17 protein-coding genes are annotated in these 24,523 nt (G+C 67.7%); 13 read left to right on the top strand and 4 right to left on the bottom strand.

All coding sequences use genetic code 11. The features are described from left to right. Positions 1-8: 8 nt before the first annotated feature. From ACQY39_RS17760 to ACQY39_RS17820, 13 genes are all read left to right on the top strand, one after another. The gene (locus ACQY39_RS17760) at positions 9-725 is read left to right on the top strand and encodes a CIS tube protein (RefSeq protein ID WP_428508460.1); all 717 of its coding nucleotides are present in this window, start codon (positions 9-11) and stop codon (positions 723-725) included. Positions 726-735: 10 nt separating this feature from the next. After that, positions 736-2,517: a type VI secretion system tip protein VgrG gene (gene vgrG, locus ACQY39_RS17765; RefSeq protein ID WP_428508462.1), complete on the top strand. Its 1,782-nt coding sequence runs from the start codon at positions 736-738 to the stop codon at positions 2,515-2,517. A gap of 18 nt (positions 2,518-2,535) precedes the next feature. After that, positions 2,536-2,835, top strand: a complete 300-nt coding sequence (locus tag ACQY39_RS17770; protein ID WP_263520795.1) for a PAAR domain-containing protein — start codon at positions 2,536-2,538, stop codon at positions 2,833-2,835. 2 nt (positions 2,836-2,837) lie between these two features. Then, complete coding sequence (locus ACQY39_RS17775) at positions 2,838-3,245, top strand: GPW/gp25 family protein (protein ID WP_428508464.1); 408 nt, start codon at positions 2,838-2,840, stop codon at positions 3,243-3,245. A gap of 16 nt (positions 3,246-3,261) precedes the next feature. Then, a complete protein-coding gene (locus ACQY39_RS17780; protein ID WP_428508466.1) occupies positions 3,262-7,377 on the top strand; it encodes a hypothetical protein in 4,116 nt (1,371 codons plus the stop codon). Next, positions 7,374-8,264, top strand: coding sequence for a hypothetical protein (locus ACQY39_RS17785; RefSeq protein ID WP_428508468.1), 891 nt, complete (start codon positions 7,374-7,376; stop codon positions 8,262-8,264). Before ACQY39_RS17780 ends, ACQY39_RS17785 begins: the two co-directional genes overlap by 4 nt. Further along, positions 8,261-11,005 carry a hypothetical protein gene (locus ACQY39_RS17790; RefSeq protein ID WP_428508470.1) on the top strand — a complete coding sequence of 915 codons (2,745 nt, stop codon included), beginning with the start codon at positions 8,261-8,263 and terminating at the stop codon, positions 11,003-11,005. Before ACQY39_RS17785 ends, ACQY39_RS17790 begins: the two co-directional genes overlap by 4 nt. A 17-nt stretch (positions 11,006-11,022) precedes the next feature. Continuing rightward, complete coding sequence (locus tag ACQY39_RS17795) at positions 11,023-14,079, top strand: contractile injection system tape measure protein (RefSeq protein WP_428508472.1); 3,057 nt, start codon at positions 11,023-11,025, stop codon at positions 14,077-14,079. After that, positions 14,063-15,421 carry an ATP-binding protein gene (locus ACQY39_RS17800; protein WP_428508474.1) on the top strand — a complete coding sequence of 453 codons (1,359 nt, stop codon included), beginning with the start codon at positions 14,063-14,065 and terminating at the stop codon, positions 15,419-15,421. Before ACQY39_RS17795 ends, ACQY39_RS17800 begins: the two co-directional genes overlap by 17 nt. Then, entirely contained in the window at positions 15,418-18,060 is a 2,643-nt protein-coding gene (locus tag ACQY39_RS17805; RefSeq protein WP_428508476.1) for a putative Ig domain-containing protein, read from the top strand. Before ACQY39_RS17800 ends, ACQY39_RS17805 begins: the two co-directional genes overlap by 4 nt. Beyond that, positions 18,057-18,392 (top strand): hypothetical protein, encoded by a 336-nt coding sequence (locus tag ACQY39_RS17810; protein ID WP_428508478.1) that lies wholly within the window; start codon positions 18,057-18,059, stop codon positions 18,390-18,392. The genes ACQY39_RS17805 and ACQY39_RS17810 overlap by 4 nt, the downstream gene beginning before the upstream one ends. 44 nt (positions 18,393-18,436) lie before the next feature. After that, on the top strand, positions 18,437-19,855 hold the full coding sequence (locus tag ACQY39_RS17815) for a DUF4157 domain-containing protein (RefSeq protein WP_428508480.1): 1,419 nt from the start codon (positions 18,437-18,439) through the stop codon (positions 19,853-19,855). Between the two features lie 111 nt (positions 19,856-19,966). Next, complete coding sequence (locus ACQY39_RS17820) at positions 19,967-21,034, top strand: DUF4157 domain-containing protein (protein ID WP_428508482.1); 1,068 nt, start codon at positions 19,967-19,969, stop codon at positions 21,032-21,034. A 57-nt stretch (positions 21,035-21,091) separates the two neighbouring features. Here ACQY39_RS17820 and ACQY39_RS17825 read toward each other — a convergent pair whose 3' ends face one another. The 4 genes from ACQY39_RS17825 to ACQY39_RS17840 all read right to left on the bottom strand — a co-directional run bounded on the left by ACQY39_RS17825 (position 21,092) and on the right by ACQY39_RS17840 (position 24,459). Continuing rightward, positions 21,092-21,421, bottom strand: a complete 330-nt coding sequence (locus tag ACQY39_RS17825; protein WP_428508484.1) for a hypothetical protein — start codon at positions 21,419-21,421, stop codon at positions 21,092-21,094. A gap of 195 nt (positions 21,422-21,616) precedes the next feature. Next, positions 21,617-22,333: a riboflavin synthase subunit alpha gene (locus ACQY39_RS17830; protein ID WP_428508486.1), complete on the bottom strand. Its 717-nt coding sequence runs from the start codon at positions 22,331-22,333 to the stop codon at positions 21,617-21,619. A 110-nt stretch (positions 22,334-22,443) separates the two neighbouring features. Then, on the bottom strand, positions 22,444-23,661 hold the full coding sequence (locus ACQY39_RS17835; RefSeq protein ID WP_428508488.1) for an ammonium transporter: 1,218 nt from the start codon (positions 23,659-23,661) through the stop codon (positions 22,444-22,446). Positions 23,662-24,072: 411 nt separating this feature from the next. Next, positions 24,073-24,459 (bottom strand): hypothetical protein, encoded by a 387-nt coding sequence (locus ACQY39_RS17840; RefSeq protein ID WP_428508490.1) that lies wholly within the window; start codon positions 24,457-24,459, stop codon positions 24,073-24,075. Positions 24,460-24,523: the final 64 nt, after the last annotated feature.

Raw genomic sequence — 24,523 nt, forward strand, 5'->3', positions numbered from 1 at the left:
GACCCACCATGTCCGTACCCTCTTCTGCGCTGTCCCTGTCCGGCACCAAGCAGGCCCTGTCCATCACCCGCTGCGAGATCGATGACAAGACCGGCATCGTCACGGTCGACTCGGGCAGCCAGTACAAGCTGGTGATCAATCCGTCCGAATTCAGCCACGAGCGCACGATTTGCTACAACACCAAGCGCAGCCTCGGTCAGTCCAGCAATCCGGTCAAATTCAGCGCCATCAACCCCGACAAGATCAGCTTCTCGGTGGTCTTCGACGGCACCGGTGTGGTACCTCTGCCCCTGGGCTCCAGCGCCCCGCGCGAGGTGGCCGACCAGCTCGATGCCCTGGGCAAGATCATCTACACCTACAACGGCGGCAAGCACGAACCCAACCATGTGCAGCTGCTTTGGGGCACCCTGATCTTCTACGGGCGGCTGCAGAGCATCTCGACCGCCTACAACTTGTTCAAGCCCAGCGGTGCGCCGCTGCGGGCCAAATCCGAGCTGGTCTTGCTGGGCTTTGTCTCGCAGCAGCTGGGGCGCTTGGCGGCCAATCGCTCCAGCCCCGACCTGAGCCATTCGGTCGAGGTGCGGGAGGGCGACACCCTGCCCCTGCTGTGCCAGCGCATCTATGGCGACAGCCGCTACTACACCGAGGTGGCCCGCTTCAATGGTCTGCGCGAGTTCCGCCGACTGAAGCCCGGCCTGCGCCTGCACTTTCCGCCGCTGGGCTGATGGGGGCGCCATGAGTGACAGTGACTCGAACGACGGCGTGCTGCGCCTGATCGTCAGCTGCGACGGCCAGGATCAGGAAGACCTGGCCATCATCAGCTGCAGCATTCGCCATGCGCTCAATGCCGTGCCCTGGGCCCGCCTCGTGATCGCCGACGGCGACATGCCCGAAAACAAAAGCCCGCTCAGCGACGGTGCCCTGTTCAAGCCCGGCGCCCAGATCGAGATCCGCGCCGGCTATGCCAATGATGATGCGCTGGTGTTCAGCGGCATCGTCGTGCGCCATGGCTACAAGATCACCGGCAACAACTACAGCCGGCTGCTGGTCGAATGCCGCGACAAGGCCTGCAAGCTGACCCTGGGCCGCAAGAGCGCGAACTATGTCGACCAGACCGACAGCGCCATCATCTCCAGCCTGATCAGCAATGCCGGGCTGACGGCCGATGTCGACAGCACCTCCATCACCCACAAGGAGCTGGTGCAGTACTACTGCAGCGACTGGGACTTCATGCTGGCGCGCGCCGAGCTGCTGGGTCTGGTCGTGAACGCGGCGGCCGGCAGCGTCGGCGTCAAGGCGCCTGAAGTGAGCGGGTCACCGGTGCTGACCCTGACCTGGGGCGACAACCTGTTCGAGCTGCATGCTGACATCGACGCCCGCAGCCAGTGGACGGCCGTCCAGGCTCAGGGCTGGGATCCGGCCCAGCAGGCCTTGATTCAAGGGGCATCGGCCGCACCGCCTACGCTGAACAGCCAAGGCGATCTGGACAGTGCCAGCTTGGCCGCCGTGGCCTCGCCCGAGACCTTGCTGCTGCAAAGCCCCGCCAGCAGCGACAGCGCCCTGCTCGACAGCTGGGCCAAGGCCGTGCAGCTCAAAGCCGGCCTGGCGCGCGTGCGCGGCCGCATGAGTTTTCAAGGCACGGCCGCCGCTCTGCCCGGCACGCTGATCACCTTGGCCGGCGTGGGCACGCGCTTCAACGGCGATGTCTACGTCAGCGCCGTGCAGCACGAGATGGTCGACGGCAACTGGGTCAGCGAAGCCGAGTTCGGGCTCGACCCGAGCTGGCATGTCGAGCGCCCCGATGTCGTGGCCCCCTTGGCCAGCGGCCAGCTGCCCGGTGTCAGCGGCCTGCAGATCGGCGTGGTCATGAAGCTCGACGCCGACCCCGCCGGCGAAAGCCGCATCCAGATCAAGCTGCCCAGCCTGAGGAATGCCACGGAAGGCATCTGGGCTCGTCTGCTGCAGTTCCACGCCTCCAACAGCTTCGGCGCCTTCTTCCTGCCCGAGGTGGGCGACGAGGTCCTGGTCGGTTATCTGAACGGCGACCCCAGCAGCCCGGTCGTTCTGGGCAGCCTCTACAGCAGCAAGCAAGTCAGCCCCTATGTGCTGGAGGCGGCCAATAACACCAAGGCCATCGTCACCCGCTGCAAGCACAAGATCGAGTTCAACGAAGAAGACAAGATCATCACCGTCACCACGCCGGCCAACAACAAGCTGGTGCTGGACGACAAGGACAAGAGCATCCTGATCCAGGACCAGAACGGCAACAGCATCAAGCTCAGTGAGAGTGGCATCGCCCTGGACAGCCCCAAGGACATCAAGCTGACGGCCAAGGGCGGCATCACCTTGGACGCCGTCAATGCGATCTCCATCACGTCCAAGGCCGACGTCAAGGCCGCCGGCCTGAACATTGCCTGCGAGGCCCAGGTCGGCTTCAGCGGCAAAGGCAGCGCCACGGCCGAACTCAGCGCCTCGGGCCAGACCACGGTCAAGGGCGCGATGGTGATGATCAACTGACCCGGAGCCACACCGACCATGCCGCCCGCCGCCCGCCTCACCGACATGCACACCTGCCCCATGGTCACACCGGGCTTGCCGCCGATTCCTCATGTCGGCGGCCCGGTCATCGGCCCCGGCGTGCCGACGGTGCTGATCGGCAAGCTGCCGGCCGCCGTGGTCGGCGACAACGCGGTCTGTGTCGGCCCACCGGACGCCATCGTCAAAGGCTCGGCCACCGTGCTGATCGGCGGCAAGCCGGCGGCCCGCATCGGCGACACGACCGCACACGGCGGCGCCATCGTGCTCGGTTGTTTCACCGTCATCATCGGAGGCTAGCCATGAGTTTTCTCGGTCGAGGCTGGAGCTTCCCGCCGCGCTTTGATGGCAGCAAGCGCCTGCTCATGGTGGAGAACGAGATCGACATCGAGGAGAGCTTGCGCCTGCTGCTGGCGACCCGCTGCGGCGAACGCGTGATGCAAGCCGCTTATGGCACCACCCTGCACCGCCTGGTCTTCGAAGGCGCCAGCGAGCAACTGCTGACGGAGCTCAAGGACATGCTCAAGAAGGCCGTCCTGTTCTTCGAACCGCGCGTCGAGGTGCTGCAGGTCGAGGCCCATATCTCCAGCGAGGACTGGGGCTGCTTGCAAGTGCTGCTGGACTACCGCATCCGCAGCACCAACACCCGCCACAACCTGGTCTACCCGCTCTATCTCGATCAAGCCAGCCACCCGGTCAGCGCAGGCTGAGCAGCAAGGCCCCACCATGCACCCCGGAACCCAACAGAACGAACGCCTGGCGCCGCCGCTCGATCCGGCGCTGTCGCCGCCGTTCCTGCGCCCCGACGAGCTGGACCTGGCGACCCGGCTGCGCCTGACCCTGGAGCTGGCGCGCCAGCTGCGCTTTGTCGACGACATGGCCCTGCACCAAGGTCATTGGGGCGAGGTGCTGGATCAGGATCTGAGCCTGCTCTTGGCCGAACTGGCCAGCACGCCCGGGCTTGCCGAGGAGGCCCGGGTGATGGGCGTCTGGCCGCGTCTGTCGGAGCGGCAGCAATGGCACTACTGCCGCCGCCTGGCCGAGCAGCTGGAGCGCTGGTGCGCGCGCATGGAGCTGCACGCCAAGGCCCAGGCCACCGAGCCCGGTGCCAGCCCGGCGGCAGCCCGCTTGTTGCAGCTCTTGCAATCCCAGCTCGACGGCGATCTGGGCCGCCTGCAGGTCCAGCTGCAACCCCATTTCAGCGTCGGAAGCGAGGCCCCGCTGCCGCTATTGGGCGCGCGGATTGGCCCCAGCACCACGGCCGCCAGCCCCACCTTGAGCGCCAGCGCCCTGGCCCGCGCCCTGCGCCAATTCTGGTTGGGCCTGTGCCGGACGCGCCGCCAGCTGGCCCTGCTGGCCGCCGAGCTGCTGCCGACCAGCTTGCAGCAAGGCGACCATGACCCGGCCATGGGTGCACTGCTGGCCTTCATCCAGCTCCTTCAGCTCAGCCGCTCGCCGCTGGACCGCTTCACCGACCGCCTGACTCAGTTCTACTACCGCGACAGCCTGGGCTTCCAGCCGGCCGTGGCCCGCGCCGATCGCGTCCATGTGCTGCTCGAGCGGGACCCGCGCCACGCACGGCCCGTCCTGCTGCCGCTAGGCTGCCTGCTGATTGGCGGCAAGAACGAGCGCGGCCAGGCCCTGCACTACCGCGCCGAACAGGAGCTGCTGCTGAGCACGCTGAAGGTCGAGCAGCTGCTGTCGCTGCGCCTGCACAGCGACGCCCGCATCTCACCCGAGCACCAGTTCGCCTTCGCCACCGAGGCCCATGCGCTGCAGCTGCCCGCCCCCACGCCCGAGCAGGCCGCGCTGCCGCGCGCACGGGCCTGGCCCCTGCTGGGCGGCGGCCCTTGCATCGGTTTCGGCGAGGCCCGCCAGGGCCTGGCCCTGGCCTCGCCGCTGCTGCAGCTGCGCGAAGGCGAGCGCGAGATCACGCTGGAGCTGCAGCTGAGCCATCCCCTGGGGCAGGACAGCCTCTTGCAGCAGGCCGTCGGCGCAGCGATCGCCGCGGACGCGACACTGGAGATTCATCAGGCGCACTGGCAGCGCATCTTTGAACGCCTGGCCCACTTCGAAGGCCTGCCCCTGCCCAGCGCCCCCAGCCAGGCCGAGCAAGCCGACTTGCACGCACAGCGCCTGCGCCAGCTCGGCCGCCGAACCGCCCGCCATGGCCGGCGCCAGGCCGCCTTGAACGCACGTCGCGAGAAGCCCGAGACCGTCACCGGCGCCTGGCTCAGCTTTTTGCTGGCCCTGTGCCTGGAAACCCACAAACCCGATACCTTGCGGCCCCGCATCGGCCGGCTGTTCGTCGTCTGGCTCAGTGTGGGCCAGGAGGATCTGAGCGCGCTGGACCTGCGGGCGCTGCGCCGCCATGCCCAGCGCGTGCTGGGCGACAACGCCGGCCCCACGGTGCAGGTCGACAACCCCTTGTCCCTGATCTACGGCAGCCAACCCATGGAACGCTCGCTGATCTTTGACCGCGTGTTTCGCGGACTGTGGTTGGCCCAGCTGAGCAGCCAGCAAGGCTGGCTGGCCATCCACGAGGTCTATGCCCAACGCAGCGACACGCGCAGCGATCAGGCCAAGGATGCAGGCGGCCGGCTGCAGCTGCGCATCTCGCTCGGCGCGGGCGCGCCGCCGGTGCAGGCCTGCACGCCGGCCCTGCACGGTGCCGGCTGGCCGGCCCTACCGGTGCTGCAGCTGCGCATGTCGGGCCAGACCCGGGTGTTCGGCTGCAGCCTGCTGCAACAGCTGGCACTGGAGTCCGCCCGGCTGCAGGTGCGTGTCAGCGGCGTGCGCGAAATGACGCTCTACAACCAGCTCGGGCGGCTGGACGCCAGCAAGCCGTTCCTGCCCTTCGGCCCCCTGCCCGACCGCTCCTCCTACCTGATGTTCTCCAACGCCGAACTGAGTGCCAAGCCCATCAGCGAACTGAGCCTGCAGCTGCAATGGGCCGGCCTGCCCAGCCAGGGCATGGCGGCACATTACGCGGTGTACGCGGCCTATGCGGACGCCGCCGGCAGCGGCAGCGTCAAGGAGCAGGGCGCGCGCGCGCAGCGCCGCTGGGACGAAAGCAGCTATGTGGTCCGGCCTGCCCTGCTGTCCGGCGGCCACTGGCAGGAGGGCGGCGAACTGCTGCGCTTGTTCGCCGAGCGCGGCCCTGAGCAAACCCTGAGCCTGGACGGCAAGGAGCTGCAGAGGCTGCACCAGCCGCTCAGCGTGCCTGGGGCCGCAGCCGACTACACCCTGAGCAGCCGCCAGGGCTTCTTCCGCCTGCAGCTGCAGGGTGCCGAAAGCGCCTTCGGCCACGCCCTCTATCCGCGCCTGCTCAGCGAACGCCTGACCCAGAACAGCCGCATCAAGCGGGCCGAGGACCAGCTGGCGCTGCCCCAGGAGCCCTACACACCGCGCCTGGAAAAGATCAGCCTCAGCTATGCCGCCGAGGAGCACATCGCCGCGCGCCAGGACCGCGGCACCTTGCCGGGTCAGAGCCATGCCAGCCAGCTGCTGCAGCTCTGCCCCTTTGGCTTGCAAGCGCTGCAGCGCGGCGGCGCCGATCAGCGCTACCACCTGCTCGGGCATTGGCCCTGCGGCGCCCAGCTCTACATCGGCCTGAGTGGCACGGCGAGCGCGGGCAGCCTGAGCCTGCTGTTCCAGCTGCAGGCGGAAAGCGCCGCCGAATCGCTGGGGCGCCCGCGGCCTCAGCTGAGCTGGGCGGCCTGGTGCGGCCAGCAATGGCGTGAACTGGAACCCTACCGCCTGCTGCTGGACGAGACCCAAGGCCTGCTGCGCACCGGCATCATGGTGCTGGACCTGCCCGAGGGCATGAGCGCCGACTGCCCGGAGCTGTCGGCGGCACCGGGCGGCCCTCTGCTGTGGCTGCGCCTCACAGCGAGCGGCGAGCTGGACCGGCTCGCCCCCTTGCAAGGCCTGTGGGCCCAGGCCATCAGCGCCCGCCGGGTGACCAGCCATGCGGCCGGCATGGCCGTGGAGCTGCCCGCCCAAAGCATCCACGCCACCCAGCCGGCCATTGCTGGCCTGGCCAGCGTGCGCCAGCCCCTGCCCTCCTTCGACCTGCGCGAGGCCGAGGACGAAGCCCAGCTGCGCACCCGCGTGGCCGAGCGCCTGCGCCACCGCGACCGCGCGCTGACGCCCTGGGACATCGAGCGCCTGGTGCTGCAGGAGTTTCCCCAGGTGCAGAAACTGAAATGCCTGCCCTTGGGCGCCCAGGGGCAAGGTCGGCAGCAGGTGCTGGTGGTGGTCGTACCGGCGCTGCCGCCGGGGCGCGAGATCGACGGCACCGAAGCGCCGCGCCTGGATGCCGCCATCCTGGATGAGATCACCGCCTTCCTGCGCCAGCGCGCCGTGCCGGACCTGCCCCTGCTGGTGCGCAATGCCGTCTACGACCGCATCCAAGTGCGCTGCCGGCTCAAGCTCAAAGCCGGCGTGGCGGCCGGCGAACGCCTGCGCCAGCTGCATCAGGCCTTGCGCGACTACCTCTCTCCCTGGCGCCCCGGCGGCATCACCACGCGCTTTGACTGGCAGGTCCGCGCCGACGAGATCGAAGCCCATCTGCGCGCCCAGGCCGGGGTCGACAGCGTCGGCGAGGTCTCGCTGCTGCACATCATTCGCAACGACCGCGGCCGCTACCGCCTGGCGGACAGCGCGCGCGGCTCGAACCCGAATTTGATCCGGCCCTCCAAGCCCTGGAGCCTGGCCCTGCCGACACGCAAGCACCTGCTTGAACTCAGCGACAGCGTGCCACGCACGGCGCCACGAACCACCGGCTTGGCGCGGCTGGCGCTCGGCAGCAGCTTCATCATTGGCGGGGCACAGGCATGAAGCAGCTGGAAAACCGCAAGACCCTGAAGAAGCTGTTCAGTGACGGCGCCCTGCCGACCGAGCATGACTTCGCGGCGCTGATTGACTCCATGCTCAATATGAGCGACGAGGGCTTCCGCAAGACGCCGGCCAATGGCGAGGAAATCTATGCGCCGGTTGGCCACCATGCCCTGCTGAGCTTCTATCGCGATCAGTTCCCGGAGACTGCACTCTGGCGCGTCGCCCTGAGCCCCGCCACCGACCGCCTGCAATTCAGCAGCGGCGACCAGGCCAAGCCCTTGCTCGGGCTGACGGCGCCCGAGTCGCCCAAGCCCGGCCTGCGCCAGCCCAAGGACGGCGAGGTGGACCTGGACAACCGCCGGGGTCGCGTCGGCATTGCCTGTGGGGACCCGCGCGACACGCTCGAGGTGGCCGGTGTCATCGCCAGCACCGGGCGGCGTGGTCGGCACGCCACCGCCAAACGCATCGCCGCCGATGGCGAATGGCATGAGGTGATCGGCGGCCTGCAAGGCTGCCAGGGCTTTGAAGTCGTCGCCGGAGCGGGCGGCTCGCAGGGCAAGGGCCACTTCGGCCTGCTGCACGCGATCGCGCTGAGCGCCTTCAACCCCAGCTTCGGCCTGCTGGCCTGGTGGCGCCGGCGCCGCGGCATCCGCCAGACGCAGGCCTGGTGGGGCCGGCGCTGCGACCGTCTGGAGCTGCGTTGGCATGGCGGCAGCGGCCGTGGCGGCAGCTACAGCCTGCAGATCCGCACCGGCTGCGATTTCGGCCCGGATCAGGTCATCCAGGTGCAGCTGACGCAACTCTGGTTCGATCAAGAAATGGCCCAGTGCCGGCAGCCCAAAGACAGTGGCGACGCTGAGGCGGACACAGCACAGGACAAGCCATGAGCATGCCGGCACCTCTGCTGCAAGCCCTGACCCCGCTGGCCCAGGGCGTATTGCCGCAAGAGCGGGCCCTGGAGGCACCGCAGCGCCTGCCGCGCCTGCCCAGCAGCCGTGAGCAGCGCGACCCTTTGGGTTTTGATGCCCTGCGCGAGGCGGTGATCCAGCTGGCCCAGGGCGCCAGCCGCTCGCAATGGACCGACTTCAATCTGCACGACCCCGGCGTGACCCTGCTCGAGGCTTTCTGCTTCGGACTCAGCGAAGACATCTACGCCAGCCGGCAAAGCGTGCCCGAACTGCTCGGTCTGCTGCCGGACATGGACCCGGGCAGCAACAAGGAACCGGGCCGCCCCGCCGATCTGTCGGCCATCAGCCCGAACGCGCTGGCCCGCCATGCGCTCTACGGCCCGCGCGAGGCCCTGCCATGCCGGCCGACCAGCGCCAGCGACTACCAGCGCTGGCTCTACGACCTCTGGCCCGAAGCCCGCCATCTGCGCATGACGCCGCTGCGCGACCGGCACGGTCGCCGTAGCGGGCTCTGGCATCTCTCGCGCCAGGCCCAAGTGGCCGATCAAGACGACCGCGAGCAAGCCATGGCGCAAACGCGCAGCTACTGGGCCCAGCGCAATCTGGGCGAGGACCTGCTGGACGCCCAGCAATTGCTCAAGCCGCGTTGGGTCCGGCTGCGCTGCCGCGTGCGCAGCGACGGCCGGCGCGATCTGGCCGAGCTGCTGGCCGAGCTGCTGGCCCGCTGCGACGACTACATCGCCGCCCGGCCGCTGCGCCACGCGCTCGATGAGCTGCCCGACGCCGAGCACAGCGGCCCACTGATGAGCCAGGGCTGGGTCAACAGCGTGGAACTCGAACGCTGCCAGGCCGAGGAGCTGAAGTTCAATGACCTGACCCTCTGCCTGCGCGAGATTCCCGGCCTAGCCGACATCGATGAGCTGCGCCTGGAAGAAAGCGCCGAGCTGCGCGAGCACAGCGCACTCAGCAGCCAGGACTTCGGCCTGGCGGACGGAGCCCCGCTGCCGGCGCTGCTGCAGGACCCCGACAGCCTGCCCATGCGTGGCCCGGGCTGGGCGCTGCGCCTGGCCTGGCCGGCCTCGGCCCAGGACCTGGAAGGCTGGAACGTCAGCGGTCAGGGCAGCAGCGATCAGCTGCCTTTGCAGCAGCTGTGGCAACAGCTGGAGGACGTGCGCCGCACGCCGCGCCGCCAAGCCCTGCCCGGCCTCCCGGCCGCGCCGACCCGGGCCGCGCGTGAGCCCAGTGAAGCCGAAGCCGCCGCCTATGTGCCCGCCAGCAGCCACCTGCCCGAGGTTTACCGCCAGCCGGGTCGGCAGGGCGCCAGCCTGGAGCTGCAGGCTGGAGGCAGCGGCCAACAGCAGCAATGGCAGGCCTATCTGAGCCTGATGGAGCAGTGGCTGGCGCACAGCCGGGCGCAGCGCCAGCATCTCGGCGAACTGTTCGACATCGGTCGCGCCAAGGGGCCCAGCTACTGGTGGGACCTGCCGGGCAATGCCCAGCTGTCCGCACTCGAAGCCGTCGCCCTCGATCCGCACGCCACCGCCGCGCGGCCGCAATCGCCGGCAGCTCAAGAGGGCCTGTACCTGCAGCCACGCGAACAGATCGAACGCGATGTGTTCGCCGCGGCCGATGAGGCCGTCGAGCGGCGCTCCCGCGTGCTCGATCAATTGCTCGCCCTGCACGGGGAGCAGCTGGACTTCCAGCCACTGCAAGGCCTGCCCTGCTACTGGTCGGGGCCCAGTTGGCAGCGCCACCTGCTGCGCTGCAAGCAGCGCTATGCCCGCCAGCTGCTGGCTCGAACCCGCGACCGCCAGGCGGCCTTCGACTACAGCCAAGCCCTGCTCGGCCAGCGCAAGAACCGCTGCGCCCTGGCGGAGCGCCTGGCCTTGCAGCTGGGCATGGCGCACCCATTCCCGCGGCGCCTGACGCAGACGCTGCGCGCGCTCGAACTGCAGCTGCTGCCCGAAGACCGGCGGCCCGAGGGCGAGGTGCCCGCTCTGGCGGCTGACGGCGAATACCAGGCGCTGCATCTGCTGCCGGGCAGCCGGCCACCGCGCCGGGGTGCCGAGCTGCGCGAGTTGTGGCAAATGCTGCGCAGCCGCCTGCCCGGCTTGCGCCAGGCCCTGCCGCCGGCCCTGCTGCGCAGCGCCGTTCAAGCCGATCGCTTCATCTTGCGACGCCAGCCGTCTCAACTCTGCCTCTGCCTGGGTGGCGAGCGGCGTGACCAGCGCTGGACCTTGGCCCGGGTCGCCTCGGAGGCGCAAGCGCTGCAGCTGGCCACCGATCTCCATCTGCTGGCCTGCGCGCTGCAGCGCCACGCCGAAGGCCTGCATCTGGTCGAACACCTGCTGCTGCGGCCCCCGGGCCAAGCGGCCGCCACCTTGGCCGCCTTTCACCGCCAGAAGATCAGCCTGATCCTGCCCGGCTGGACGGCTCGCGGCGCCGACCCGCGCTTTCAATCGCTCTGTCAGGAGGCCTTGCTGATGGCGGCCCCGGCCCATCTCGAAAGTCGCAGCCTGTTTCTTGACGCCCAGGAGATGGAGCGCTTTGAGCAGCTTTACGAAGAGTGGCTGGACGCGCGCCGGGCGCATTGCGAGGCGCAGACGAAGCCAGGCCAGAACCTTGACCGCGGCCACGAGAACAAGACCACAGGCACCCAGCTCAGCGCCTGTGCCGCGGCCCTGAGCGGTTTTCTGCAGCCCTTCTGGGTCAGCCACTGAAGCGACACGGGCCCGCCATGAACCACAGCCATCGCATCGAGACGCTCAGCTGGGAGGCCCGATTCAGCCATGCCCGCTTGGCCCATGCGCAGCAAGATCGCCTGAGCGAGTTCATCCACAAGCACGCCCTGCCGCGCATGGCGGAGCGCTTCGATGCCCTCAGCCCGCCGGGCGAGGTCTGGGCCCTGGAGCGGTTGGAGGTCGACATCGGCCGCCTTCGCATCCAAGACAGCCCCAGCCAATGGCTGCGCCAATTCGACCTGGCGCTGCAGCGCAGCCTGGCCAGGCTGAGCGAGCAAATCCCGCCCAGGGCCGCGCTCGCACCGTGGGCCGACAGCAGCCTGGACAGCGAGCCGACCCGCCGGCTGAGCAGCGCCGGCCATGAGCTCGGGCAGTTCCTCCATTTTCTGCAGCATGGGCTGCTGCCCTGGGGCATGCCGCTGCGCTCGGCGCGCGACCTCGCCGGCTGGCTGGAGCGCCTGGCCTTGCACCATGGGCCACGGCTGTGGCAAGCCTTGCAGCAGCTGATGCCGCCCGAGCCTGTGCTGGCCCGACTGAGCCTGATCGCGCCGCATGCCGGCCTGCAGGCCTTGCTGAGCGTGCGCCACCGCGAGCTGGCCGAGGCCATGCTGCTTTTGGACGACAACTGGCTGCTGCCGCTGCAGCGGCGCGGCCGGCTCAGTGCCTACCAGGTGCAAAGCCTGCAACAGCGCCTGCGCGTCGCCGGCCTGCATGCGCTCTGGGGCTTGAGTGGCGGTGCCCTCGGCGGCGCCCGCCAGCGTCGCCTGCTGGCCGCCTTGCAAGCCAGCCATGCCGAACTCTTGGGCCCCGGCTGGATGTCGCTGCGACGGGCGCTGCGGGGTCAGGTCTTGCCCCGCCCGGCAGGCTCGGAGCTCGCAGCTGCCATGCTCGCGGCCCTGTTGGGCGCCCCGGATCAGGCCGACGCACAGACGCAGGCGGACGCTGACTCCGTCGACTCAGCCAGCGGGCCGGGCCGGCCGCCCTCGCGCCTGGGCCTGGCCGCCTTGCGCCGCATGCAAGAGCAGGTCCAGGCCTGGGCCACAGGGCGGCCGTCGGCAGGCAGCTCGGCCCATATCGGCCGCAGCCTGGCCGAGCTGCACCGCCTGGCCCCTGCCGCCCTGCGCCAGGCCTTGCTGGAACAGCTGCGCCCACGCAGCGGCCGGCGCGCCTGGAGCCTGGCCCTGCCGGTCGAGCACAGCTGGCCCTTGCTGGCTTTGCTGGCCGGCCCAACAGGAGCAATTAGGCCGACGAGCAGGCCCCGCGCTGACGAGGCACTCGCGGGCCCGGAGCCACTTACGCGGCCAGCCCCGCCGCAATGGGCCGACTCTTTGCGCCAGACCGCACTGCAGCTGCTCAAGGCCTGCCCGGCGGCCGAACGACCGGGGCTCAGCGCCATGCAATCGCTGTTGATGGAAGCCAGCCTGGCCCACCTGCTGGAGCATGGACGCCTGCCGGCCACGCACAGCGCCTGGCTGAGCCTCTGGCAAGGCGCCTGGGCGCGCTGGCAAGGTTCGGGTGACGCTGACACGCCAGCACCTCAAGCGCGCGATCGGTTCAAGCGCGCGGCCGGGCCGGCCTTGCAAGCCGCGGCCAGCTTGCCCCTGGCTTCCGATGGCCCTAACTCCACAACACCGCTGAGCCGTCTGCAGGCCCTGCCCTGGCTGCCGACGCTGATCGCGCGCTGGCAAGCACCCAAGACCCAGCCTTCAGACGAAGCGGCGGCACCGCCCTGGCCGGCTGCGGCCTTGCGCCGTTGGCTCTGGCAGGAGGCCGAGGCGCTGAGCGCGGCAGCATCGCCCCAAGCCACTGTGGCCCCCATCCAGCCCGCCAGCCTGGAAGCCCATTGGCGCCGCCGCTGGCAGCAGTTGCATGACAGCTGCCTCCAGACGAACGCAGCGAAGGAAGCGGCCGCCACGGCCCACTCGAAACCCGGGCTTGAAAACCAGCTGCAGCAGCTCTGGCTGCAATGCCAGAGCAAGGCCTATGGCACGGCGCAGCGCCTGCGTCTGGCTGAATTGCTGGAGCAGCCGGCGGCCTGCCAGCAATGGTGTGCCCAGTTCGAGCCCGCTCAGCGCTGGCAATGGCTGGCGGCCCAATTCGGTTCTGGAGCGGCGACGTCCTTGAAGGACTGCATGGCGACGATGCGCACAGAGGCGGCAGCACCGGCGCCAGAGCTGGCTCGCGACGCTGTTCCAGCAATGGCTCCAAGCGCCACAGCAGCACCGGCCGCGGAACCGCTCTGGCCGCTGCTTTGTGAGCATCTGTTCGTGCTCGCCGGGGCTCCGAACGCGGCAGGCTTTCGCCGCCATGTGCAAGAGGCCAGTCGGGCCGCTCCCGAGCAGCAGCGCACTCAGCGCCCCAGCGAAGCACTCCCTGCGCTTCATCCAGACCACGCAGGCCAGGCCGGAGCGGCGAACAAGACTCAGAGCTCAAGCGCCCCGGCCACCAGCACCAAGGCGACCACACCAGCGCCTGTACGCCCAGCCCCGCCAGCAAGGCCTGCGCCTGCCACGGCGCCGCCCGGCCCCTTGGCCGCGCCGATCTGGGTCGAGGACGCCGGCCAGGTGCTGCTCGCCGCCTATGCCGAGCGGCTGTTCAAACACCTGGGTTTGACCGAAGGCGGGCAGTTCGTCGATGCCCCGGCCCAAGCGCGTGCGGTCCTGTGCCTGCAAGCCTTGGTGCGCGGTGATGCGCCCAGCAGCGAGCCGCTGTGGCCGCTGTCCAAGCTGCTTTGCGGCCTCGCGCCCACCGACTTGCTGCCGGCCTGCGATCCGCTGACGGCCCAAGAGCGGGCGCTGCTGAACGACTTGCTGACCGCGGTCATCAGCCATTGGAAGGCCATCGGCAACACCTCGGTCGCCGGCCTGCGCGAGAGCTTTCTGCAGCGCGAGGGTCGGCTCGAGCGCCAGCGCGCCGAGCACGGCGAACCCGCCCCCTGGCGGCTGAAGGTGCAGCCGCGTGCTTTCGATATGCTGCTCGACCGCCTGCCCTGGGGCTTTTCGATCATCAAACTGCCCTGGATGCAAGGAGTGCTGCATGTGGAATGGCGCTGACACCGCCCATGCTCAAGCTCTGAGCATGGAACTGGACTGGCTGGACACGCTGCTCGCGCAGCGCTTGGACCAGTTCTTCAAGCAGACCCCGCTGGAGCTCGGCGAGCCCGCGCCGACCCTGCCGGCGGACAGCGAGCTGGCCCGCGTGCACGCCGAGTTGGCCGCGCTGCAAGGCCTGCCGTCCCTGAGCCGCGAGGAGCGGCTGCTGCTCGCCCTGGCCCTGGTGCCCCATCTGCGCCCGGCTGCACTCGACCTGCTGTACATGCGCAACCAGAACCTGGAGCGCGGCTTCACCGAGTTCGGCGGCATCAAGAGCCAGAACCATGGCGGCTTCATGCCCACCGGCGAGACGGCGGCCTTCCTGATCGCGGGCGAATCGCTGGCCCGGCGCTTTGCCCTGCTGGCCCTCTTCGACCCCGGCCACGGCTTTGCCCGCCGCGGCCTGCTGCGCCTGGAGCCGCCCCCAGCCGGCGAGCCCCAGCTCAGCGGCTTGCTGGCCGCCAGCCCCGAGGCCCTGCAAAGGCTCAGCACCGGCGTCTGGCACAAGCCGGACTACAACGCCCAGTTCCCGGCCAAGCTGATCCACAGCAGCCTGACTTGGGACGATCTGGTGCTGGCGCCCGAGGTGCTCGATGACATCCGCCAGCTCAGCGCCTGGCTGACGCATGGCCGCACGCTGATGCAGGACTGGGGCCTGGCGCGCAGCCTCAAGCCCGGCTACCGCACCCTGTTCTATGGGCCACCGGGCACCGGTAAGACACTCACCGCCACGCTGATCGGCCTGCAGGCGAAGCTCGACGTCTACCGCATCGACCTGTCCATGGTGGTGTCCAAGTACATCGGCGAGACCGAGAAGAACTTGGCCCGGGTGTTCGACCAGGCCGAGACCCGCAACTGGGTGCTGTTCTTCGACGAAGCCGACGCCTTGTTCGGCAAACGCAGCGCCGCGAGCAATGCCAACGACCACCACGCCAACCAGGAAATCGCCTACCTGCTGCAGCGGGTGGAAGACTTTCCCGGCGTCGTCATCCTGGCCAGCAATCTGCGTGGCAACCTCGACGAAGCCTTCTCGCGACGCTTTCAGTCCATGGTCTATTTCCCCATGCCCGACCCCGAGCAACGCTTGCGCCTGTGGCGCGGCATGCTGGCCGGGCAACACCTGGCCCCCGATGTGCGCCTGGACGAGATCGCCCAGCGCTATGAACTCTCCGGCGGCTCGATCGCCAATGTGATCCGCCACGCCGCCTTGAGCGCCATGCGACAAGGCCGCCAGCAGGTGCGGGCCAGCGAGCTGCGCACCGGTCTGGCCAAGGAACTTCGCAAGGAAGGAAGAACGCTGTGAACCCCGCCCACCTGAATGCCCCGGCCAAGGCCACGTTCCCGGCCACGGCACGCCGCGGCCTGCGCCTGCTCGGGGCGGCACTGCTGGGCCTGTGCTGCCTGGGCAGCGCTGCACGCTTGGCCACCGAGGCCGATAGCAACACCCCGGCCGCTGCCGCCAAGCCGGCCAGCGCCGCCGACAGCGCCGCCACCAGCAGCCCGGTCAGCCCGCAAGCCGAGAGCCACAGCCAGCCACTGCCCGCCGTGGCCAGCGCCCAGTGCAAGGCCAGCAGCCCGGACGCGAACTGCTGCTGCGCCGGACAGCCGGCACTGCAGCTGGACCTGCCCCCAGTGCGCCTGCCCGCCGCCGTCGTCGGCAAGACCTACAAGCACGTCTTGAAAGCCAGCGGCGGCCAGCTGCCCTACCGCTACCGGCTCACGGGCGGCACGCTGCCCGAGGGCATCAAGCTGGACGAACAAGGCCTGCTGTCCGGCACCGCCCTCAGCGCACAGCGCCATCCCCTGAACATCAGCGTCAGCGACGCCCAGCAGCGCCAGGGTCAGCAAAGCTACATCCTGAGCGTCATCACCGCGCCCACGCACGCAAGCAAGCCGGCAGCGGCCGCCTCAGCTGCTTCCGCGTCCAGCCCCGCCGCCTTGAAGGCACTCTCGCTCAACGATGCCCAGGCCAAGGTGCCCGCGCCGCGCCGGCCCCAGGTCGAGGTCTTCAAGCTGGCCCAAGCGACGCTGGACCTGCTGCTGCCCACACCCGGCCCGGAGGAAGAGGAACTGCTGAAGCTGGAGGCCGCCAAGCCCAGCGAAGACGGAGGGGGCGACGGCATGCGGGTAGAAGCCGCAGCCGCGCCGGCAGCAGCGGCCGCCTCCGAGCCAGCCGCCGACACGGGCCCGCCGGCCCCCGGGCCGCTCACCGAATCGCAAATTGAGCAGCTCAAGCAGCTGCTGACGCCCCTGATCCAGGTCGAATTCCCGAATCGGCAGCTGTTCGAGGCGGCGCTCGATGCCCAGCTCTGCCAGTTTGTGGCGGAGCTGACGCGCGTCAGTGCCAGCAAGCAGGGCATCAAGCCGCCACCCACGGCCGACTTCGCCCGGGCCTGCCCGCCCAACAACTGGCCGCAACGGCTGGAAGAAGCTCAGAAACACCGGGCCTGGGTGGCCGCCGAACCGGCCAAAGCCCTGGCCGCCGCCAGCCGCAAAGCCGCCACCTCCGACATCAGCTGGCAGGAGCTGGCCCCGACCATCATGCCGCCGGAGCTGCGGGCCTGGCTGGTCGAGCGCAGCGGCCGCAAATACCCGCTCAGCTTCGACAAGAAGATCAATTGGGACGGCGCGGGCTGCGGCTGCGTACAGGACGAGATCGGCAGCCAGATCTACGGCTTTTTCCCCGAATGGTGGTCTGGCGACAAAGCCCAGCAGGTCGACTTCAGCCGCCTGCACCGGATCAGCGTGTTCGGCCTGGCCATCAACGACGACGGCAGCCTCGCCGTGCCCGAGCATGCCATGCAAGGCGCCACCGACTTCGTCCGGCAGGCCCGCGTTCACGGCACCGCGCTGGACCTGACCCTGTACCGCAATGATTGGCTGTTCCTGAAGAACGCCGACAGCAACGAGCGCGCCAACACCATCGAACGCATGATTCGCGAGGCGCCCGGCCGCGCTATGGCCGTGATTGACCGGCCGCTGAACGACTGGCGCTCGCGCATCTACGGCGTGCTGCCCGGCCTCGGCCATGCCACGCGCATGGGCGACGGCCTGACCCTGTTCCTGGACGAGCTGCCACCGCGCGAGGACCTGGTCTGGCGCGGCCGCTTCGATGCCTATTACAAAAAGCTGGTCGAAGCGCTGATCGCGGCCCTGCGCCAGGGTTCGCGTGACTACACCCTGAACCTGGTGATCAGCGACCGCGAGCTGGCCCGCCCCGGTGCCTTCGAGCTGAACAATCTGTTCGACTATCTGCGCCAGGCCGAGGAGCCGTCGCTGCTGCGCGGCCGCATCCACTCGGACACGGCCGAGTACAAGAGCAACACCAACCTGACGCTGCGCTTCATCGTGCTGCTGTCCGAGCCGACCAGCGACAGCAAGAAAGCCTTGCGCGTCAAGCTGGATCAATCGACCGCCATCAAAGGCGGCGACCGCCGCATCTTTCTTCGCAAGCTGATCCCCCTGGTTTCGCCGCGCAGCAAAGGCGGCCAGCAGTTCGCCGATGACCTGATCTACTTCGACGACAACTACGGCGGAGTCGCCTTCTGGCCCCTGCCCATCAAGGAAGTCTCGACACCGGTCGACTTCAGCCAGAACTTCGACACCGCCTTTCTGACCGGCTCGATCAGCGACTTCAAGCTGGCCCTGCGCGGCTGGGTCTGCGAACACCGCTGGCCACTGCGGGCCGTCTTCGAGTTGCTCTTGTTGATCGGCGCAGCCTGCGGTGTGGCCATGGCCCTGAACTGCGCCTGGCGGGCCCGCTGGGGCCGCTACATGCCGCTGGGCGCACTGCCGCCGCTGGCCGTGGGCAGCCTGCTGTTTGCTTTCGACCCCGGCCTCAAGCCCCTGCGCGAGAGCCCCTTCCTGCTTTGGACCCTGCTCGTCGCCGTGACGATCTGGGCGGTGTTGGCGATGCGAAGAACCCAGGTGGAGAAACCATGACAAACCCAGGCAAACAAAGACTCAGCAGCCCGGTCCGCGCGGCTGCGCCTCTGCAGGCCGCCGCTGCCCATGCGGGCGGGCTGAACGCCGATGCCAGCAGCCCGCGCCAGTTGGCTCAGGGCGCACAGATTGCGCAACTCGAGCGCAAGACCAAGGGCCATTCGCGCGGCGCCTCCCATTCCAAAACCGGAGCGAATGGCAAGACCACCTCGCACCAGCCGGGCAAGGCGCGCACCGAAGACCCTCGCAAAAGCGCCGCCAAGAACCGCAAACGCGACCGCATGATGCAGGCCAATGTGGCGAACTCGATTGCCAAGGGCGGCGGCAAATAGCCAGTCCGCGCGCTCACCTCACCCCATGACCAGGAGCTCCGAGCATGAGCAGCAACGCCCCGCGTCAACTTCGCGCCAGCGAGCCGGCAGGCCCGCTGCGTGCCCCGGCAGCCGATGTCGACACCGGGCTCGCCCAAAGCGCCGGCAGCACCCTGCCCGCTTGGTCGGACAGCCCGCGGCAGTTGAAGCAAGGCGCGCAGCTGGCGCAGTTGCAGGCGGCGGAGGCGTCCGCCACGCCGGCCCAAGGCGGCCTGCCCCAAGGCTTGCGCCAGGGCATTGAATCGCTGTCGGGCTTGGACATGTCCGGCGTGCGCGTGCATCGCAACTCCAGCAAGCCGGCAGCGCTGCAAGCCCATGCCTATGCGCAGGGTCAGGACATTCACCTGGGGCCGGGGCAGGAGAAGCATCTGCCGCATGAAGCCTGGCATGTGGTGCAGCAGGCGCAGGGGCGGGTGAGGCCGACGGTGCAGATGAAGCAGGGACGCGTGGCAGTCAACGACGATGCGGGACTGGAACGCGAGGCCGACATCAGGGGAGCGCAAGCGCTTCAGCACAAAACAATCACAACACAACGACGGCCCAAGACTGGAAGCCTCACGGGCGACAGCCAAAACCTTCTGTTGTCAACACAGGCCAGCAGTGAATCCGTTGCCCAGCTGAATCCGATGAACAAGATGCGTCAGGGCTTCGGCAAGGCCTCGTCCTCGATCGGTGTTGCAACTGCAGCGGTGCTGCTGGCGTCCAATCCGCTTGGTTGGGGTGTGGGCGCGGCCATGCTGGGCGGACTGCTGGCAACTGCGGGCTCGAGCTATCTTCTTTCGCCTGCAGATCCTGAGGCGATCACCGTCAAGGGCAGCTTCATCGATGGGGCGATCCAATGGGACTACAGCTATGACGTCGCCTTCGCCTTCCCGACAGCCACGATCCATTTGGACTTCTACATCGCAGGCGGCCGAGTGTCAGAACTCGACAGGCAGTCCTATGTCGAACGCCTGAAGGACAAAGTTTCAGAAGTCTTCGACAACAAGATTCGCATCGAGCTGAATGACACTCGGTATGACACCATCGTCTCTGTCAACGTTGCTTTTGACGACAACCAAGCGCGCATCAACTTCGATGAAAGTGTTCCGATACGTAAGCTTTCCCTGCATGACACGCTCGGCAGATCGGACGCGCTGAACCTTCATGTCGCCTCCGATTCAAGCGGCTACGTGGGCGCCCATGAGGTCGGCCATCACCTCGGCTTGGTCGACGAATACAGCGACCTTGACTTGTCCCCCCATCGCAGGGTGTTCCACGACAACGGAATCATGACGGGTCCGCCGACCAACCCAATCCTGCCGCAGCGCAACATCGAAAAAATCAAGAACGAGATTGAGCACGCTGTCGAAGAGCGAACACGACGTCAACGGCGAGAGGAGCAATATGCCAACGATGCCCGAAATGGCTCGCTACCGATCTGATGGGAACTGAAGCGGAATGCCCGTCCGCATGAGGTCAAAGTGGCTAGAGCTATTCGCCCGTCAAACCTACGCAGCCACATCCATCTGACTCTTGCCCAAGGAGCCTCAACGATGCGCACCGACCCTTGCCAACTCCGCGCCGCCGAGCCAGTCGGTCGCTTGCGTTCACCCGCTGCGGATGCCAACAACAGCCGCACCTCGAGTGGCGCGCCCACTTGGTCAGACAGCCCGCGACAGCTGAAGCAAGGTGCACTGTTGGCGCAGATGAAGGCCGCTGCAGCGCCCACAACGGCAGCGCAAGGCGGAGTTCCACATGGCTTACGAAGTGGCATCGAGGCCATGTCCGGCTTCGACATGTCAGGCGTCCGCGTCCATCGCAATTCCAGCAAGCCGGCAGCTTTGCAGGCCCACGCCTACGCCCACGGGCAGGACATCCACTTGGCAGCTGGGCAGGAGAAACATCTACCGCATGAGGCCTGGCATGTCGTACAGCAGGCCCAAGGGCGAGTGAAGCCGACCCTACAAATGAAGTCAGGGCTCGCGGTGAACCATGACACCAAGCTCGAGTCAGAAGCGGATGCCATGGGCGCAAAGGCGACAGCGAACACCGAGCTTGGTGTGCAGCACAGCCTCAAAGCCATCCATGCCGAGCCGATAGTCCAGCTTTACCGCATCGGGTATGCGCCAAACTTGACCGGGCTGACAGTGCCTGGCGGCGGTGGCGGAGCTTACAGCCAGGAAACTTTTGGCCGGCCTGCAGGCTGGTATGAAGGAACCTTGGACAGGCTGTTCGCCAGAGCGGTCGACAGCGGCCGCGTGCGCAGGGTGGAAGAACTGAGCATCACCTTGGTCCAATGCGAATCAGCGGGTAGCTGGCACAACATCAACGACATGCAAATCGGCCACAGCCAGAATTGGGAGGCGTATGTGGCCGCAACCGTGCCAGCCAATGTCCGCGAAGCGACCAGTGCCTACAACGATCTGAACAATCTGCGCCTTGAAGGAGCGACGCCCAACGCATCTCATGATTTCGAGGCGGGGAGGGAGAGTGAAGACGACGACTCTGACTTGGATGACGATGATTTCATTGACCGCAGCGACGGCGGCAAGATGGACCCTGTGGCAAGAAAAATGCTCGACGAATACAAATCAAGTCAATCAAGCTATTACAGAGTTTGAACAGCAGCTTTGCCACAAGTGCATTGCATGCTTCAGTCAGCGCAGTGCCTTCGATGGTCACCCCCTCACCACCACCGTCACCAACAAGCTGCTGTCCATCTCGGCCACGACGGCATGCGCCTGCCCTGCGGCCAGCAGGGTCATCTGCCCAGCGCTCAGCGGCAGATGCGTTCCAGGCATGTCCAGACGCACACGGCCGGCCAGACAGTGGATGCAGAGTTCGCCAGCCAGCTTGTGTTCGTGAAGGCGCTGGCCGGACGGCAGCAACAGGTGCAGCAGTTGCAACTGCTCGGCCTTGATCAGGCTGGTGCTTTGACCTTCGGGGTTGAATTCGGCCAGGGCCTGAAGGTCAATCAGTTGGCCGGGGCTGGCGTGTTGCAGAGCCATGAGCGTCTCCTGCTGCGCAGCCTGGGCCGGGTCGGCCGCTCGGCGCGAGTAGCTCTCATTGTCGGCTTGCGATCGTCAGCCGAGGGCTCTTTTCTTCAGGTGCTTGGCAGATAACACTTGGCTTGGCCGGATCCGCCGCCAAGCTGCCCCGTTCACCCGAACTCGCGCAGCAAGTGCGGCGGGCCACGTGCAAACTCAAGCCTTGCTCGTGCCGCCGCCCAAGACCCCATCCAGGCTCTGCCCTTGCGAGGCCATCCAAGCCTCCAGCGCCGGCAGCAGCGGCCCCAAACGCTCATCCACAGCGGCGCGCACCGTGTCCACCATCACCTGGGTCTGGCGCTCGATCTCGATGTGCAGGGCAGCGCCCACGCCCTTCTCAGCGAAGGTGGTCATACGCAGGGTTTCGGGGATCAGCCAGACCTCGAACCAGCCCGAGCCGTCGCGCTCGCGGCCGGCTTCGGCCACGGTCAGGCTGGCGCCATTCACTGCGATGTAACCCTTGGCGAAGATGTAGCGCATCCAGGGCGCGGGGACGCCGATGCGGATGACATGGTTGTTCTCGGGCTGGCGGATGGCCTGCACCGTGGCCATGAAATCGACATGGCCGGACAGCGGGTGGCCGCCGATTTCAGCCCCGTCGCGCGCGGCGCGCTCGACATTGAGCCGGCTGCCCGGCTGCAGCGCGCCCAGCGTGGTGAGGTTCAGGCTCTGCTGCATCACATCGAAGTCGGCGCGATCAGCCGCCTCGTCCAGCGCCGTCACCGTCAGGCACACGCCGTCCGAGGCGACGCTGGCGCCGATCTCCAGGCCTTGGCAGAAGCCGGGCGGGAACTGCAGGGTGAAGCTGCGCAGACCGGGACGGTCTTGCAGGGCGGCCACCTGGGCCACGGCTTGAACAATGCCAGTGAACATCGCGAATGAAGTGCTGAAAGAAGACGAAGAGCCTGGGCCCAAAACACCGCCACCGCCCGAGGGCGGTGGAAGGCAGGAACTGAAGCCCAATTGAAAGGCTGAACCTGAGCTTACCAGCTGACCTCGCGCTCCGGCGTGGCACCGATTTTGTGGATAGACAGGTCGGCGCCGTCGAACTCTTCTTCCTGGCTCAGGCGCAGGCCGACAAAGCGCTTGAGCAGGCCGTAGACCACAAAGCCACCGGCCAGGGCCCAGGCCACGCCGGCCAGGGTGCCGATCAGCTGCGACCAGAAACTCACACCACCCAAGCCGCCGCCGGCCTGGCTGCCGAAGATGCCGCAGGCGATGCCACCCCAGGCACCGCAGAGGCCATGCAGAGGCCACACGCCCAGCACATCGTCGATCTTCCAGCGGTTCTGCGTCAGGGTGAACATCTTGACGAAGATGTAGCCGGCCACCGCGCCCGTGATCAGCGCGCCATGCGGGTGCATCACGTCCGAGCCAGCGCACACGGCCACCAAGCCGGCCAGCGGGCCGTTGTAGGCAAAGCCGGGGTCGTTGCGGCCGGCCAGCACAGCGGCCAGGGTGCCGCCCACCATGGCCATCAGCGAATTGACGGCCACCAGGCCCGAGATCTTGTCCAGGGTCTGCGCGCTCATCACATTGAAGCCGAACCAACCCACCGCCAGCACCCAGGCGCCCAGGGCCAGGAAGGGAATGCTGGACGGCGGATGCGCGCTGATGGCGCCGTCCTTGCGGTAGCGGTTCATGCGCGGGCCGAGCAAAAGCACGGCGGCCAGCGCGATCCAGCCACCCACCGCGTGCACGACCACCGAGCCGGCGAAGTCATGGAACTCGGCGCCGAACTGGGCTTTGAGCCAAGCCTGGAAACCAAAGCCCTGGTTCCAGACCAGGCCCTCGAACAGCGGGTAGATCAGGCCCACGATCACGGCCGTGGCCGCCAGCTGCGGGCCGAAGCGGGCCCGCTCGGCAATGCCGCCGCTGATGATGGCCGGAATCGCCGCAGCAAAGGTCAGCAGGAAGAAGAACTTCACCAGCTCATAGCCATTGCGCGCAGCCAGGCTTTCGGCCCCGGTGAAGAAGTGCACGCCGTAGGCCACGGTGTAGCCCACCAGAAAGTAAGCCACCGTGGACACCGCGAAATCCACCAGGATCTTGACCAGGGCATTGACCTGGTTCTTCTTGCGCACCGTGCCCAACTCCAGAAAGGCAAAGCCCGCGTGCATGGCCAGCACCATGATGGCGCCGAGCAAGATGAAAAGCGCGTCTGCGCCCTGCTTGAGTGAAGAAAGGGAGGAAGAGTCCATCGGGCTGGCTGGGTTGGGGTTGTTCTGCTTGCTTGCTTGCTGGATTGCTTGCTTGTCTCTTGACCTGGCCTCTTTCGCACCACCGGAGGGCCAGGCGCACCAGATCAGCAAGAACAGTGCCCAAATTGGCGCAGGCCAAGCCCGCGGAGTGCGCACCAAATGGAGGCGTCAAGCGTCATTTCGGGGCGGTAGCGCACCAGAGATGAGCGCGAGCGATGAATGAGGGGATGGGGCGAAGGCTGCGGCTGAGCCGGTGATAGCGGCAGAACCTTCAGGCCTGTGCAGCCCGGCTCTTCAGCAGACCAGTCTGAGCAAGAAACCGCGAGCGGCCCTGTGCCACGCCAGCGGGAAGCCGGGCAAGCCTCACGGCGTGCCCACTGAGGACGTCTACGCAGCGCACTACTTGTTTACTTATTGCTTGCTCGCGGACCAATACGACAAAAAGTCTCGCCCGGTGGAATGGGTCAGCCCTTCCAGGCGCCCGCCCGACAGCACCGCGGAGTGGTTGTAGGGGCCGGAGCCATCGGCGGTGACAAACGCGATTCGCACGGCGCCCCAGTCGCTGTTCAAACGCCCCTGGCTGATCGGCGAGCCGTAAAACGTCCCACTGAAGGTCTTGCCTTCCACCTTGCAGACCACGAACTCCTGAAAGTAGGGGTCCGCATCCGGTGTGGGGCGAAGGTCGACCTTCCAGGTACCTAGCAGCTCCAAGGGCTGTGGCTTGGAGGCCGGCTGAACTGTGGAGCAGGCGATCAGCGCTGCAGCTGCCAGACCGACCATCAAGATGGAAGTACGCATGAGTAGCCCTTGAAATGAAGCAGGTGGGGTGCGGAAGGCCTAGTGCTTGCAGCGACCGGCTAAA

Source organism: Roseateles sp. (assembly GCF_965262435.1).
Taxonomy (GTDB): domain Bacteria; phylum Pseudomonadota; class Gammaproteobacteria; order Burkholderiales; family Burkholderiaceae_C; genus Paucibacter_A.